Here is a 14,031-nt window from a genome sequence, read left to right on the forward strand (position 1 = left end):
TAAGCCTGTTTCCGTGCGGTCCCAGTCTCGGGGTCTCACGTTCAATCTCCTGGTGAATCTCACTCTCCGTGAGATCCGGTCGGAGTACAAGCGCACAGCGCTCGGGCGAATCTGGTCGCTCATCAACCCGCTCGCGCAGATCGCGACGTTCTCGCTCGTCTTCGGGCTGCTCTTCCAGATCTCCGCGCCTCCGGGCGCGAACTCCGGGGTGCACTTCTTCCCCCTGTGGATCGGTATCGGCGTCGTGAGCTGGGGCTTCATCTCCAACTCGGTCAACGGCGGCATGGGCTCGCTCCTGTCGAGCGCCGATCTGCTGCGCAAGGTCTACTTCCCGCGCTGGGTGCTGCCGCTCTCGCGCATCCTCGCGAACGCGTGGACCTACGTCATCGAGATCGCGGTCATCACCCTGATCATGTGCTTCATCGGCGGCCCCATGGTGCTCGCGTACCTGCCGCTCATGATCCCGCTCATCATCCTCATCATCATGTTCGTGCTGGGCCTCGCCCTCATCCTCTCGGTTGTCGTCGTGTACTTCCGCGACATCGAGCACCTGTGGGGCATCCTCACACAGCTGTGGCTCTACGCCTCCGGCGTCATGTTCCCGCTGACGATGGTGCAGCAGGCTCAAGACAAGCTGACTGAGGAGGGCAGCCTGCTCTTCGGCGAGCCGTGGCCGCTCGTCTTCCTCTTCCAGCTCAACCCGACCCAGCGCATGCTCGAGTCGATCAGGAACATCGTCTACGACTACCAGGTGCCCCCGCTCGAGAACTGGCTGTACATCGGCGTCTGGGCCGTCGTGATGCTGGTCATCGGCATCCTCGTGTTCACCAGGTTCTCGAAGAACATCGTGGAGGAGCTCTAATGGCAGGCACAGCAGTCGACGTCTCCGGCGTCTCGAAGACCTTCCGCATCTACCACGACAGGAACCAGTCGCTGAAAGCGACGGTCCTGAAGGGTGGGCGGGCCAAGTACGAGGAGTTCAAGGCGCTCGACGACGTGACCTTCGAGGTGCCGGAAGGCGGCACCTTCGGTCTGCTCGGCCGCAACGGCTCCGGCAAGTCGACGCTGCTCAAGTGCATCGCCGGCATCCTCTCCCCGAACTCGGGCACCATCACGACCCGCGGCCGCATCGCCGCCATGCTCGAGGTGGGCTCCGGCTTCCACCCTGAGCTGACGGGACGCGAGAACGTCTACCTCAACGGCTCGATCCTCGGCATGTCGAAGCAGCAGATCGACAGCCGCTTCGACTCCATCGTCGATTTCTCCGGCATCGAGAAGTTCATCGACCAGCCCGTGAAGAACTATTCGAGCGGCATGTACGTGCGCCTCGGCTTCGCGGTCTCCATCCACACGGAACCCGACGTGCTGCTCGTCGACGAGGTGCTCGCCGTCGGCGACATGGACTTCCAGGCCAAGTGCCGCGCGAAGTTCGCCGACTTCAAGGCGAGCGGACGCACGGTTGTCGTCGTCTCGCACGGCCTCGAGGGCATGCGCGAGTTCTGCGACCGGGCCGCCTGGCTCGAGCAGGGCGTGCTGCAGGAAGTCGGGCCAGCCACGGCGATCATCGACAAGTACCGGGATTCCGGCAACGTCACCGAGATCATCGAGGGCGGCGGCCAGCGCCACGGCAGCGGCGAGCTCTACATCGACTCTATCGAGCTCGTCAACGAGGGCGGCACCGTCGACAACGAAGTACGGACGGGCGAGTCCCCGACCGTGCGCCTCAACTTCGAGGCGAGGCGCCCCGTCGAGCGCCCGAACTTCAAGATCGCGATCGAGACCCTCGAGGGGGTCCGCATCTGGAGCACCTCCTGCAAGCAGCTCGGCTGGCAGCCTGACTCCGTGCAGGTCGGCCAGGGCAGCATGGACTTCCACCTCGACCGTCTCGCGCTCGCTCCTGGTGAGTACGTCGTGAACGCCGAGGTGTGGCGCGACGAGAGCACGACTCCTGTCGACAGCCTCACCGGCTCGTTCCGGTTCGGTGTGCACGCAGGCTCGCCGTTTGCGCTCGAGGGCGTGCTGGCGATGGATGCGCGCATCGTCGCCAAGCTCCCAGGCCAGTGATTCGGGGGCCGGGTCGAGACTCGGCCGGATGATCGACGAAGGAACCCCCGCCAGGTGGCGGGGGTTCCTTCGTCTCTGTGGCTGCAGTCTCGGAGCTGCAGAATGCAGAAGACCCCCGCCGAGGCGAGGGTCTTCTGTCATGCGGTCAGGCGTCAGCCGGCGACCGGCTCTCCGATGCGGAAGGTGGAGAACAGCTCACGCGACAGCTGGAACGTCGTCGGCTCCGAGGTCGCCGTGGGCTCCGCCGTTGGCGTCTCGTCGCCCTGGGCGTCAGCTGCGGCGGTCTCTGCCGGGGTTTCAGTCGGCGTCTCGACTGGCTCCTCGGTGGCAGTTGCCGTCGGGTCGGTCGTCGCGGTCGCCTCGTCCTGGCTGCCGTCGGCTGCCGGGGTCTCCCCCGTGCCGTCGGTCGCCGCTGGGGCGCCGGTCTCGGTCGGCTCTGCCGTCGCAGTCGTCGTCTCGGTCACGACCGGTGTCGCGAGCGACGGGTCGACCGGGTGCAGCACGCCTTCCTTGGCGACGTAGAGGGTCCCGTCCGGGCCGAAGACCCGGTCCGTGATGGGCTCTGCTGTCGCGGACACCGTGAGGCCCGCACCGACCTCGGGCGAGATCAGGGCGAAGTCGAGTCCGAACGCCGCTGCGTACTCGGGTGTCGCGAAGGGCACGAGCTCTCCGTCGACTCCGATGTAGGAGACGCCGCCGACGGTGACCGCCGAGGTGTAGAGCGGTGAGGTGTTCTCACCGAACTCCGCGAAGTTCGCGTCCGGCACGCTGCGTGGGTTCTCGATGGCGAGCCCGAGCTGCGCGGCGACCTCTGGGGAGCCGACCTGCAGGAGCTCGTCTCCGTTCACGATCCAGGTTCCGGTCCCGGCGCGGTTGGTGATGACCTCGCCAGCGGTGAGCTCGACTGCGGGCTCAGGAGCCGCCGTCTCCGTCGGCTCGGGGGTGCCAGGGGCATCCGTCGACGTCGGGGTCGGCTCGAGCGACGGGTTCGTCGGCTCGGGTGTCGCAGTCGCGGTGGGCTCAGCCGTGGCGGATGCCGTGGGCTCCGGCGTCGCCGAAGCAGTCGGCTCAGGCGTGGCCGTGGCCGTGGCCGTTGGCTCAGGTGTAGCCGTCGCGGTCGCGGTCGGAGTTGGCGTCGCGGTCTCGGTCGGCGCTGGCGTCTCGGTGGGCTCGCCCCAGCCTGCGGGGAGCTTCGTGAGCTGCGCGCCCGTGGTGATCTGGTCGGCGAAGCTCGTCGGAACCTTGATCACCTTGCCGACAGCACCGAACTCGACCACGAGCTTCGGCGAGGAGATGTGCTGCTTCTCACCGTCGTGGACGTAGAACATCTTGCCGCTGCCGTCCTCGATGAACTCCGTCATCGCCTTGCCGGCGTTCGGGACGACACCGCAGAGCTGCGCCGAGAGGGTCGGGAAGTCGATGCCGTAGGCGGCCGCGAGCTCTGGCGTGAGCTTGTACGCCTGCTTGTTGGAGGCGACGTAGGCGTCATCCCCGCAGCGGAACTGGTTGGTCGTGATCGCAGCATCCTTGATCGGGATGCGGTCGAACGAGGCCTGGGTGATGACGTACGGGTTGGTGCCGAAGCCGTACGCCTCGGCGAGCTCGCTGCTGGCCACCTTGGTGAGGTGGGCACCGTCGAGCACGTACAGCGTGTCGCTGCTTGGGCTCTTGATGAGGGCGCCGTTGGTGATGCCGTTGCCCGTCTTGATGCCGTCGAGCGTTCCGGCCGGCACCGTGTAGATCGTGCTGGAGATGCCACGCTTCGTGGCCTCTGCCTCGGCGTCGCTCTTCGAGGAGAACTCGACTCGCTCGCCGCCGACGACCAGGTTGATCTTGTCGCTGCCGCTCTCCTGGACGAAGTGGGCGCCGGTGACGGAGCCGTTCGTGCCGAGGACGCTGATGATCCCAGCTGGGATGGACACGAAGTTCGCTGCGCCGTAGGTCGAGGCCGGTACGCGGAGCAGACCGCCGTCGGTGTGGACGTACGTCGCGGTTCCATCGCTCACGAGCGGCTCTGCCGAGAGGGCGTCGCCCTGGCTGAGCTTGGCGTAGGCCGGGCCGAACCTGCCGGTCGCCTTGAACGCGCTGAAGTCGGACAGTGCGGCCGGGACGGCGTGCGCCGTGAGGTCAGCATCAAGGAGGACCTTGCCGGAGCCGTCGAGCTTCTCGACGATCGCGCCGCCGGTCAGGAAGGGCTCGCCGTCGCTCAGGAAGCCGATCTTGTCGTCCTTCAGCTTCGTGATGCCGATGTACATGCCCTGCTCGCCGAGTTCCGCGATATCCGCGACCTCGCGCTTCGTGGTGCCCTCGATGAAGAAGATCTGTCCGCTCGTGTTCTGCACGAACTTCTCGAGTGCGCCGCCGTCGTTGAACCTGTCGAGCTGCTCCTGCGTGATCTTCGCGAGGTCGGAACCCTGCTGGTAGCCGAAGTCCGCGGCCACGGTCCAGTTGCGAACCTTGCGGAACACGCCATCGTCGATGTAATACGGCGCGCCATCCGGGCCGGCGAGGATCTCGCCGACGTCGGCACCCGTCGAGTACTTGTCGAGCGTCGAGGCCGGGACCGTCGAGACGGCGCCGAGTGCGTAGGCGAAGTCGGCGACCTTGGAAGCGGTCACGGGGTAGCGCACGTCTTCAGACAGGAAGTACACCTGCGAGGAGCCCTCGGCCTTGACGAGCCACGGCACGCTCACGGCACCCTTCGGGTCACCGAACCAGTCGGTGTACATGCTCCAGAAGTTGCGGTTGCCGTAGGCAGAGCATCCGTCGCCCTCGCCGTACATGTTGTTCAGCGCTGCCTGGTTGGGCTGGTACGGCGTGTAGTTGTAGAGGCCTGCGGTCGCGTAGTTCGAGATGTAGACCGCGGAGGAGCCGCAGGAGAAGTTGGGGTTGTACAGCACGTTGTTCGACGCGAACGGGATGTGGTTGAAGCTGTACGGGTTTGCCTTGTAGTTCTGGAACTGCCGGGCCGCGTTGTAGACCTGGTAGAAGAAGCCGCCGTAGCTCTGGTCGCAGGGTGCGGTGTCAGGGCATCCGAATCCGGTCGCAGCCGCGAGCCGACCGAGGGTCGGGCTGGACATGGAGACGAGGCTCTGCTCCTTCTCGAGGAGCACGAGCATGGCTTTCTGGCTGAAGTTGCAGGCCTGGCCGACCTTGGCGATGATGTCGGCCGCAGATTCTCCGCCGCCTGCTCCCGAGTAGGCGGAGCAGTACTGTGTGGCCGGCATCGAGGGCGTCGCCTGCGTGTAGTTGCGCAGCGCCGTCGACGACGACGAGGTGTTGCGCGAGACGAGGAACTGCTGCACCTCGGCCGCGGACATCGCGTTGCCGTTGTAGAAGTTCTCATCGCTGATGAGGTTGCCCGGGTCGAACGCGCTGGCGTCGGCCGCCGCGGCGGCCTCGATGCCGCCGGAGGTCGGGCTCGAGGCGATGAGCTGCAGTCCGAGCAGCCCGGAGGCTGCTACCGCTGCGGTAGCGAATATGGCAAGAGTACGGCGAAACATGAGTTCCCAACGCGTCGGTCGACTGGGGCGCGAAGCCTTCACGGAGTACACCGAGACTGCTCAGCAGTTTCCAAGTATGCATACATGTGCCACGGAACTCCACACCCGTCCCAACTTTCACATCAGTCACATAAACAACATGCGTGCCATTCCGGCCCGCGGGAAGCCCGGAAACACGGCGATCGCGGACCGAAGTTCGGTCCGCGATCGCCGCGACACGCCCAGAGGAAGAAATCCGGGAAATCTTCGCCTGGTGCCGTATAAGTCAGCTCAAGCCAGGTTCGCGCGTTCCGCGTCGATCCAGTCGCAAAGTCGCCCGACCCCTTCGGAAACCATGACTCGGGGCTCCCAGCTCAGGGCAGCACTCGCCTCCGACACCTCGCACGACGCGTGCCGGACATCACCGTTGCGGAACTTGCCGTTGATCTGCGGAGCCGGTGCACTGTAGTGCGCCGCGATGAGCTCAGCAAGGCGAAGGATGGAGGTCCCCTCCCCCGAGCCGATGTCGTAGGCATCCGCGTTGGAGTCGGACTCGAGCGCCCCACGCGTGATGGCATCCGCGACGTCGTCGATGAAGACGAAGTCGCGGATGATCTGCCCGTCCTCGTAGACGGGGATGACTCGACCGGCCTTCGCCTCCTGGGCGAAGAAGGACACGATGCCCGTGTAGGGGTTGATCAGGGACTGACCTGGCCCGTAGACGTTCTGCAGGCGGAACAGCACATCGGTGACACCGAGCGAGAGGCACCAGGAGCGCAGGATGTGCTCCTGCGCGAGCTTGGTCGCCCCGTAGACGCTCGTCGGCGACGGCACCACCTTGGAGGAGACGAACGGCAGTGCGGAGAGCCCCGGGAAGTCCCACTCGCCACGCTCGAGCATCGCCGCGGATCGCTGACCCGGATAGCTCACGACCCCCTGAGCATCAGCCCAGGCCCCCTCGCCGTAGACCGCACGGCTCGAGGTGAGCACGATCTTGCTGGGGAGCTTGTCTGCGCGCACGAAGGCATCCAGCATCTCCGTCGTGCCGACGACGTTCACCCGCGCATGCCGCGTCGCCTCCAGCAGCGACTGACCGGTGCCGGTCTCGGCTGCCAGGTGGATGACCACATCTGGAGTGACATCGGCGAGCAGCGAATCCCAGTCGGCGGCGGAGGTGACATCGCCCTTCACGAACTCGACGCGCTCGTCCAGTTCGCGAGGTCGTTCCAGAACGGGGTGGATCTGCGGGTGCAGGTTGTCGAAGGCGACCACCCGGTCGAAGTGCTCGGGCAGGCGATGAGAGAGAGCGGATCCGATGAACCCGGCTCCCCCGGTGATCAGACAGGTCGTCATGGCGTTGCTCCTTAAGGATCGCCCCAAGGCTAGCGAAAGGGTGCGTCAGGCGACGGGGAGACTCACTTGGCCGGAGGAACCGGGATCCAGTTGAGGTAGCGCTCCGTCATCTCGAAGATCACGACGTCGGGCTTGTAGTCGGCAGCTTCGGCGAGCACATCCGGCATCTGCTCCGTGGCGCTCCCGAGGTTGCTCGTCAGCTGCTTCGTCTCGGCGAAGCCCGTCTGCCACGTCGGACCTGCGCTGTTGCCCTGGCTGTCGCGCACGATGAGGGCACGGAGGTCGCTCTGCGCGCCGTCCGTGACCGTCGTCGCGGGGAGCTGGAGCATGTCGAGCCCCTTGGCGGCATCCGCATCCAGCACCGATCCATCGTTGATGGTGGCCTGCATCTTCGGCGGCGCCTGGTCGAGGACCGGGGTACCCCAGCCAGTGTCCGTGGTGGGGAAGCCATATGTGGCGAACTCGCTGATGACCGGCATGTCACCCACGCTGGAGAACTGCAGCGGGGCGAGCGCCTGGTACTTGTCGTCGACCGCGCCGAGGCAGCTCGCGAGCCGCTCCCACCCGATGGCCGCGCCGTACGGCGACCAGTGGCTGTTGCCCGGCGCGTAGACCGCGCCATTCGCGGCGGCGTCACGCAGGTCCTGGCGGGCGTCGACGATCGGCAGATCCGGGTGCGCGTCCAGCAGGTAGTCGAAGGCGGTCGGGCCTCGCAGCTCCTGTGCCCACTCGGGCAGATGCTGCGGATACACCGCCCAGTCGGCGGGCACGATCTGGATCACGAAGTCGATGCCCTGCGCGCTGAGGTCCTCGTCGATGGTGCGGAAGTAGTCGCCCCATTCCTCGCTCTCCTCCTCGCTCAGGAAGCTGCGGCCGAGCGCCTGCGAGAAGTTGTTCGCCTGGGTGTCGCCCCAGAAGACCCAGCCATCCTGGCCGGGCACGTAGAGCTGCGCATCCGGGTTCGACCTGATCTGCTCATTCCAGACGGCCTCGCTGGCGTCGCGTTCGTCGCCGGTCCACGGGGACCCGGACACCGTGTCGACGAGCCCTGGCTGGCACTGAGCGGCGGGAAGCCTCGGCTCCTCCGACGCCGGGGCGACCTCCGGGGGCTCGAACTGCTCCTGGGCGATGGCCTGGCGGGTCTGGTAGCCGGCGAGAGTCGCGATGATGGCGGCGACGATGAGGAGGATGAGCGGGATGAGCCGCACCCGGTGCCAGCGCTGCGCCCAGGTCAGGCGACCGCCCTCGGACTTCGGCTCCTCGAAGCCGCTGTCGGGACGAAGCCCGCTTGGTCCGACCGCGGTCATCGGCGTGCCTCCACGTGACCATCGCGGATTCGCGTCGCGAAGTTCGACGACGAGTAGGCCGGGTTGACGATCCTGCCCTTGACGGCGTCGACGTAGGGCGCGCCTCTCGCGAGGAGCCAGGCAAGCCACTTGGGCGTCCAGTTCTTGAGGCTCATCGCCGGGCTCTCGATCAGGTGCCAGGAGACGTAAGCGCAGATGTGCGCAGCGACGGCGATGACCAGGTGGTACACGAACCAGCCGGCGTTCTGCAGCCCGAAGTACGCCCCGAACTGCATGAGGGGCCAGGCAAAGATGTAGATGCCGTAGGAGAGGTCACCGTGCTTCTCCCAGCGGTTGAGACGCGGGGTGCGGATCGCGAACCACATGAGGAAGTACATGAGGCCGTACTGGCCCCACATGTTCCACCCCCCGAACGCGTAGGCGAAGCCGGCGACGCCGAGCGCGAGGACCGCGAGGCGGTCGTCGATCGGGATCTTGTCCCCGAACAGGGCGAACAGCATGCCGAACGCGAAGGGGGCGAAGAACATCGGGTAGAAGGGGTTGGTGAGCAGCGGGCTGAGCGAGGTCATCTCGACCCAGCCGCTCCAGGTCAGGAAGTTGACGCCGATGATGCCGAAGGCGATGATCCCGCCGACGATGCGGTTCGAGAACACCCCGAAGAGGCCGAGGACGCCCACGAGGATGTACGCGCGGAACTCGTAGAACAGGGTCCAGGCAGAGCCGTTCCAGTCGAAGCCGCCGATGCTCGCGAAGGGGAGCGAGCTGCCCATGCCCGCGATGTTGCGCTGGCCGAGCTCGAGCCACATGTTGTTCAGGAAGTACGTGAACGGCGAATCGGTGTCCGCATCCCAGAAGCCAGCCATCGAGCCCGTCTCCTGGTGCCAGGCGATCGGGGCGAGGATGAACGCCGTCGTGAGCAGCGCGAGCCAGAAGGCAGGGAAGATACGCAGGGCCCGCCGCCAGAAGAAGCGGAAGATCGTCGACTTTCCGCGACGACTCTGCGTGATGAGGTAGCCGGAGAAGAAGAAGAAGCCTGCGACGGCGACGCCGCCGATGGACTGCTCGCTGGAGATCTGCGTGCCGAGGTCGTGCCCGCCGTAGAAGCCGGCGAGGGGTCCTGCGTGCGCGAAGATGACCGCGAAGGCGAGGAGCCATCGGAGGAACCCGATGCTGTTGGCCCGTGGATCAAAGGCCTTGTCGAGCGTCAGCGGCATAGCTTCCTTGGTCGTGGAGTCGAGCGCCCGCAAGCAGGCGGCGCTCCATCCTACACAGGGAGCAGAATCGCATTTCGGGCCGTCACGCCGGAAATCCGGGGTTCAGATCAGCTGACGGTGACCGTCATCGGCTCGCTGACGCCGCTGCCCGCTGGCCCCTCGTACTGCATGACGGCTTCCCAGTCACCGGCTTTGATCGCCGGGTCGCGCAGGTTGACGATGCAGCTAGAGGCGTCGGTGTCAGCCGAGGTCGGTGCCGTCGCCGTCGCCGTCGCGACGAACGTCTCCGGCCCGTTCTTCAGGATGAGCGTGCAGGTGCCGCCCGGGTCGGTCGTCGACACGAGGGCCGCCGCGGAGATGACGCTCTGGTCCGGCACCCAGTAGACGCGGCTGAGCGAGACCTGCACGGCAGATCCCTCTGCCGGCTGGCTGGGCTCCGCCGTCGTGGTCTCGGTCACCGTGACCGTCGGGACGGGAGTCGCGGTGACGATGAGCGTCTCAGGGACGGCGACGTCGGTCGCCTGAGGCAAGGACGTGACGGGCACCGTGTTGTCGGGCGGCGCCTGCTGCCCGAGCGGGTTCATGAGCACGAAGACGATCGCGGCGATCGCCACGGCCGCCGCGATGAGGAGGCCGATGATCAGCCCTCGCCCGGTGCCACGGCGCTCGGCCTGGCTCTCCAGCTCTTCGAGCTCGTCAGGGTCGTACTGCCCGCCGAGCGGCGTCTCGCCGTTGCTCATCTGCCACCTCCAGTCGCAGACACGGTACCCCGACGGAGGTCGGGGCCCGCTGATGCCGCGCCGCTAAGGGCGGTCAGCGGAGGCGCGACAGCAGGCCCTTGGCGTCCGCGGCGAGGCGCCGGAGCGGCTCCTCGAGCGCGGGCACACGCCGGAGCACGGCCGCGGCGACCCGCGCGAAGCCGCTGCCGCCGGGCCGGCGAGCGCGCGCGAGACGGTGCGGTGCTCGCACGTCCGAGCCGAACTCGGCAACAAGATCCTCGTACTTCGCGGCGAGCAGTGCGTAGTCGCTCGCGAGGCCGTCTGCGGTCTCCGCCTCGGAGACGGCGAACCCGGCGTCGAACACGAGCCTGCTCGCGATCAGGTCGAGGAGCGTCGCGAGCTCCCCCTCCGGGAAGCGCGACTCGAGCGGCGCGTAGCCGAGCGAGCCGAGGGCTCCCGCGAGAGGTCGGAGCGCATCCACCCGATACGCCGCGAACCCCGCGTACGGAGCGATCGGCGCGTTCGCGTCGAGCGGCGCATCCGTACCGAGCGTCGCAGCGAGCAGAGCAGCCCTGGTGCGCGTGCCGCGCCAGCCGTCACCGAGCAGCCCCGTCCCGACGGGCGGCGTCACCGGCACCACCATCCCGAGGCGGCCATGGTCGGCGAACTCCCACGCGAGCGGTTCCGCTCGCTCGAAGATGACCCTCCTGCCCCGCTGGCGCGCCAGCATCGACGCGCTTGCCGGAGCCGAGCGCAGCGAGTCCGCTGCCACCGACTCGACGAGCAGCAGGTCCGCTGCCAGCAGCCGCTCGTCGCCGCCAGCCAGCCTGCGCCAGAAGTCGCCGCGGACGATGCGCACGTGCAGCCCCGAGATCGTCGCCGACTCGTCGCCACTCGCCGCATCTCGAAGCCACTCGTGCGTCAGCGCGGTCGATGCGCGCCGCAGCACCCGAGGGCCAGCCCCGACGCCGCCAGCGAGCACTCGACTGGGCGCGAACCGCGCCGTCCCCTCGACGAGCACGTCGACGGGGAAGCCCCGTCGCTCGAGATCGAGGGCGACGTCCCGAGCCGAGACCCCGCGGTGGTCGAGCTCGACGGGGTCGTGGAAGAACACGCGGCGCTTCACGAGGGGCACCCCCGCCTCGAGCAGCAGCAGGGGGGTCTCGAGGCTGGCGTTGGCGACGGGTGTCCCGTCCACCCGGAAGTTGCCCGCCGGGAACTGCGCGCCGACCGAGAAACCGCGCTCCGCGAAGAACGGGGAGAAGCGCGCCTCGTGGTGGCGAACCGAGTCGTCGTACGACCGGATCTCGGGCATGGACGCCCAGTACTCGGCCCACGCGTCACTCATCACGACGTGGCGCCGCACTGCGATCCAATGCGATTGCAGATGCGACGGCAGGGTGCCTCGTCGCGTGTACGGATCCGGGGTGAGCTCGCCGTGCTCCGTGACGCCCCACACGTCGTGCCCCGCGGCATCCGCCCACGCGAACGTCTCGGCGAAGTCGCCGACGGGCCCGAAGAAGGTGTAGTTCGCGAGCACGACCTCGTCGAAGGCCGCGAGCCGCTCCGGACCGATCTCCTCGAGCGCTGCGCGATAGCCGCCCACATCGAAGCCCTCGTTCGGTCGCTCGAAGACCCTGTCGGCGACGGAGGCGAGCGACTCGCGCGAAGCGTCGGTCACCGAGCCGTTCACAACGACGAAGAGCTCGCTGGCGTGCCCCCGCAAGCCCTGCAGCGCCCGGAGCACACCGGCGTCGGCGAAACCCGCCCGGTCGAAGAGCAGGTAGATGACAAGTCGATTCATAGTCGCGGGCGGCCGCTGCGGCCGACTCCTCCCCTGAGCGCGTGCAGACTCGTGCCAAGCTAGCACCACAGCGCACCGAGACAGAGGAGAGCAGATGCCAGCTTCGCGACTCGTCGCCGAACGCCGCCAGGAGGATGCCCGCGAGCAGCGACTCGGAGACGCCCCCGTCACCGCGGTCGTCTGCACCCACAACGGCGAGCAGTTCCTCGAGCAGCAGCTGCTGAGCATCCTCTCGCAGAGCCACCCCGTCGCCGAGGTCATCGTCTCCGACGACGCGTCGCGCGACGGCACGGTCGAGCTCGCGCGACGCGTGCTGGAAGCCTCCGACCGCGCGTTCCGCATCTACACCCGCGACGAGCCGCTGCGGGTGAGCGCGAACTTCGCGTTCGCACTCGGCGAGGCACGCACCGAGTACCTCGCCACCAGCGACCAGGACGACGTGTGGCATCCCAAGAAGGTCGAGCACCTCCTCGCCGCCCTCGTCGGCGACGACCAGGCCCTGCTCGCGCACTCCGACGCGCTCCTCGTCGACGAGGACGGCGAGCCCATTGGCGGCACCCTCCTCGAGTCGCTGGAGATCACCGACGCCGAATGGCGCGACTACGAGAACGGGCGGCAGCTCGAGGCGCTCACCGCCCGCAACTTCGTGACCGGCGCGACCATGATGCTGCGCGCATCCCTCGTCTTCCGGGCCGGCAACGCGCCAGAGCCGTGGATCCACGACGAATGGCTCGCGACGACGGCGGCCCTCGTGAATGGACTCCGCGTCGTGCGCGAACCCCTCATCGACTACCGGCAGCACACCGGCAACCAGATCGGGCAGACCGCACCCACCCTGCGGGTGAAGATCGCGCAGGCAACCAAGGACGGCTCCGCCGACCAGCTCCGCCGCTACCGCCGCGCCGTGGCGCTCCTGCGTCGCGTCAGCGAGCTCGGCGGCACCCCGGAGCAGGAGGCGCACGTGCGGCGCAAGGTCGCGCACGAACGACAGCGACTCGAGCTGCCGGCTTCGCGCATCCGTCGCCTCCCCCGCGTCCTCAAGTGGACTCTGCGGGGCCGCTACGCGAGCTACTCGCGCGGGAGCTACGACATCGCCCGCGACCTCTTCCAGTCGCTGCGGGAGCGCGACGAGCGCTGACCACCCAAGAGCGCTGACGTCGAGCGTCGCGCGGACGACGAAGGCCGTGACCCCGAGGGGCCACGGCCTTCACCGCCAAGCGGGGCTCGCTACGCGAGGAGCCCCTGCATGTAGCGTCCGTATCCGCTCTTCTGCAGCGGCTTCGCGAGCTCCGCGAACTGCGCGTCGTCGATCCACCCGGCGCGCCACGCGATCTCCTCGATGCAGCCGATCTTGAAGCCCTGACGGTCCTCGATCACGCGAACGTACTCGCTCGCCTGCATCATCGACTCGAACGTGCCGGTATCCAGCCACGCCGTGCCACGGTCGAGCACCTGCACCTGCAGCTTGCCCGCATCCAGGTACGCCGAGTTGACGCTCGAGATCTCGAGCTCGCCACGCGCGGAAGGCTCCACGCTCTTCGCGATCTCGACCACGTCGTTGTCGTAGAAGTAGAGGCCGGGCACCGCGTAGTTCGACTTCGGCACCTCCGGCTTCTCCTCGATCGACACGGCTTTGTTGTGCTCATCGAACTCGACGACGCCATACGCGACCGGGTTCGACACGTGGTAGGCGAAGATCAGGCCGCCGTCGAGCACGTTGTTGCCGCGCAGCGACGATCCGAGCCCAGAGCCGTGGAAGATGTTGTCGCCGAGCACCAGCGCGACCGAGTCGTCGCCGATGAACTCCTCGCCGATGATGAACGCCTGCGCGAGCCCATCCGGCGACGGCTGCACGGCGTACTCGATGCGCATCCCGAGCTGCGAGCCGTCACCCAGCAGGGCGCGGAACTGCTCGTTGTACTCGGGAGTCGTGATGATCAGCACCTCGCGGATGTCCGCCATCATGAGCGTCGACAGCGGGTAGTAGATCATCGGCTTGTCGTAGATGGGCATGAGCTGCTTGGAGATGCCCTTGGTGATCGGCCACAGACGCGTGCCGGAGCCGCCTGCCAGGATGATTCCCTTCAT

General features: G+C 67.4%; 10 protein-coding genes. 3 read left to right on the forward strand and 7 right to left on the reverse strand.

Annotation, left to right across the window (positions count from 1 at the left end; genetic code table 11):
• The first annotated feature begins 52 nt into the window (after positions 1-52).
• Complete coding sequence (locus tag GV007_RS11265; protein ID WP_181062634.1) at positions 53-862, forward strand: ABC transporter permease; 810 nt, start codon at positions 53-55, stop codon at positions 860-862.
• On the forward strand, positions 862-2,064 hold the full coding sequence (locus GV007_RS11270) for an ABC transporter ATP-binding protein (protein WP_201297672.1): 1,203 nt from the start codon (positions 862-864) through the stop codon (positions 2,062-2,064). Before GV007_RS11265 ends, GV007_RS11270 begins: the two co-directional genes overlap by 1 nt.
• Before the next feature lie 152 nt (positions 2,065-2,216).
• Here GV007_RS11270 and GV007_RS11275 read toward each other — a convergent pair whose 3' ends face one another.
• From GV007_RS11275 to GV007_RS11300, 6 genes are all read right to left on the reverse strand, one after another.
• Positions 2,217-5,567, reverse strand: a complete 3,351-nt coding sequence (locus GV007_RS11275; RefSeq protein WP_160072627.1) for a hypothetical protein — start codon at positions 5,565-5,567, stop codon at positions 2,217-2,219.
• 270 nt (positions 5,568-5,837) lie between these two features.
• Positions 5,838-6,899, reverse strand: coding sequence for an NAD-dependent epimerase/dehydratase family protein (locus GV007_RS11280; RefSeq protein WP_160072629.1), 1,062 nt, complete (start codon positions 6,897-6,899; stop codon positions 5,838-5,840).
• A 62-nt stretch (positions 6,900-6,961) separates the two neighbouring features.
• A complete protein-coding gene (locus GV007_RS11285; protein WP_160072631.1) occupies positions 6,962-8,206 on the reverse strand; it encodes an alginate O-acetyltransferase AlgX-related protein in 1,245 nt (414 codons plus the stop codon).
• Positions 8,203-9,420, reverse strand: coding sequence for an acyltransferase family protein (locus tag GV007_RS11290; protein ID WP_160072633.1), 1,218 nt, complete (start codon positions 9,418-9,420; stop codon positions 8,203-8,205). The genes GV007_RS11285 and GV007_RS11290 overlap by 4 nt, the downstream gene beginning before the upstream one ends.
• A 107-nt stretch (positions 9,421-9,527) precedes the next feature.
• Complete coding sequence (locus GV007_RS11295; RefSeq protein WP_160072635.1) at positions 9,528-10,160, reverse strand: hypothetical protein; 633 nt, start codon at positions 10,158-10,160, stop codon at positions 9,528-9,530.
• A 73-nt stretch (positions 10,161-10,233) separates the two neighbouring features.
• Complete coding sequence (locus GV007_RS11300; protein ID WP_160072637.1) at positions 10,234-11,943, reverse strand: rhamnan synthesis F family protein; 1,710 nt, start codon at positions 11,941-11,943, stop codon at positions 10,234-10,236.
• Between the two features lie 94 nt (positions 11,944-12,037).
• Here GV007_RS11300 and GV007_RS11305 point away from each other — a divergent pair, with 94 nt between their 5' ends.
• On the forward strand, positions 12,038-13,081 hold the full coding sequence (locus tag GV007_RS11305) for a glycosyltransferase (RefSeq protein WP_160072639.1): 1,044 nt from the start codon (positions 12,038-12,040) through the stop codon (positions 13,079-13,081).
• 89 nt (positions 13,082-13,170) lie between these two features.
• Here GV007_RS11305 and rfbA read toward each other — a convergent pair whose 3' ends face one another.
• On the reverse strand, positions 13,171-14,031 hold the full coding sequence (gene rfbA / locus GV007_RS11310) for a glucose-1-phosphate thymidylyltransferase RfbA (RefSeq protein ID WP_160072641.1): 861 nt from the start codon (positions 14,029-14,031) through the stop codon (positions 13,171-13,173).

Origin of the sequence: Pseudoclavibacter sp. 8L, assembly GCF_902506465.1 — a bacterium.
Lineage (GTDB): Bacteria > Actinomycetota > Actinomycetes > Actinomycetales > Microbacteriaceae > Pseudoclavibacter.

What these genes read in the sequence shown, in the direction of transcription:
- GV007_RS11270 (WP_201297672.1), top strand. Translation starts at nt 862, where the DNA reads ATGGCAGGCACAGCAGTCGACGTCTCCGGCGTCTCGAAGACCTTCCGC.
- GV007_RS11275 (WP_160072627.1), bottom strand. Translation starts at nt 5,567, where the DNA reads ATGTTTCGCCGTACTCTTGCCATATTCGCTACCGCAGCGGTAGCAGCC.
- GV007_RS11280 (WP_160072629.1), bottom strand. Translation starts at nt 6,899, where the DNA reads ATGACGACCTGTCTGATCACCGGGGGAGCCGGGTTCATCGGATCCGCT.
- GV007_RS11285 (WP_160072631.1), bottom strand. Translation starts at nt 8,206, where the DNA reads ATGACCGCGGTCGGACCAAGCGGGCTTCGTCCCGACAGCGGCTTCGAG.
- GV007_RS11290 (WP_160072633.1), bottom strand. Translation starts at nt 9,420, where the DNA reads ATGCCGCTGACGCTCGACAAGGCCTTTGATCCACGGGCCAACAGCATC.
- GV007_RS11295 (WP_160072635.1), bottom strand. Translation starts at nt 10,160, where the DNA reads ATGAGCAACGGCGAGACGCCGCTCGGCGGGCAGTACGACCCTGACGAG.
- GV007_RS11300 (WP_160072637.1), bottom strand. Translation starts at nt 11,943, where the DNA reads ATGAATCGACTTGTCATCTACCTGCTCTTCGACCGGGCGGGTTTCGCC.
- GV007_RS11305 (WP_160072639.1), top strand. Translation starts at nt 12,038, where the DNA reads ATGCCAGCTTCGCGACTCGTCGCCGAACGCCGCCAGGAGGATGCCCGC.
- rfbA (WP_160072641.1), bottom strand. Translation starts at nt 14,031, where the DNA reads ATGAAGGGAATCATCCTGGCAGGCGGCTCCGGCACGCGTCTGTGGCCG.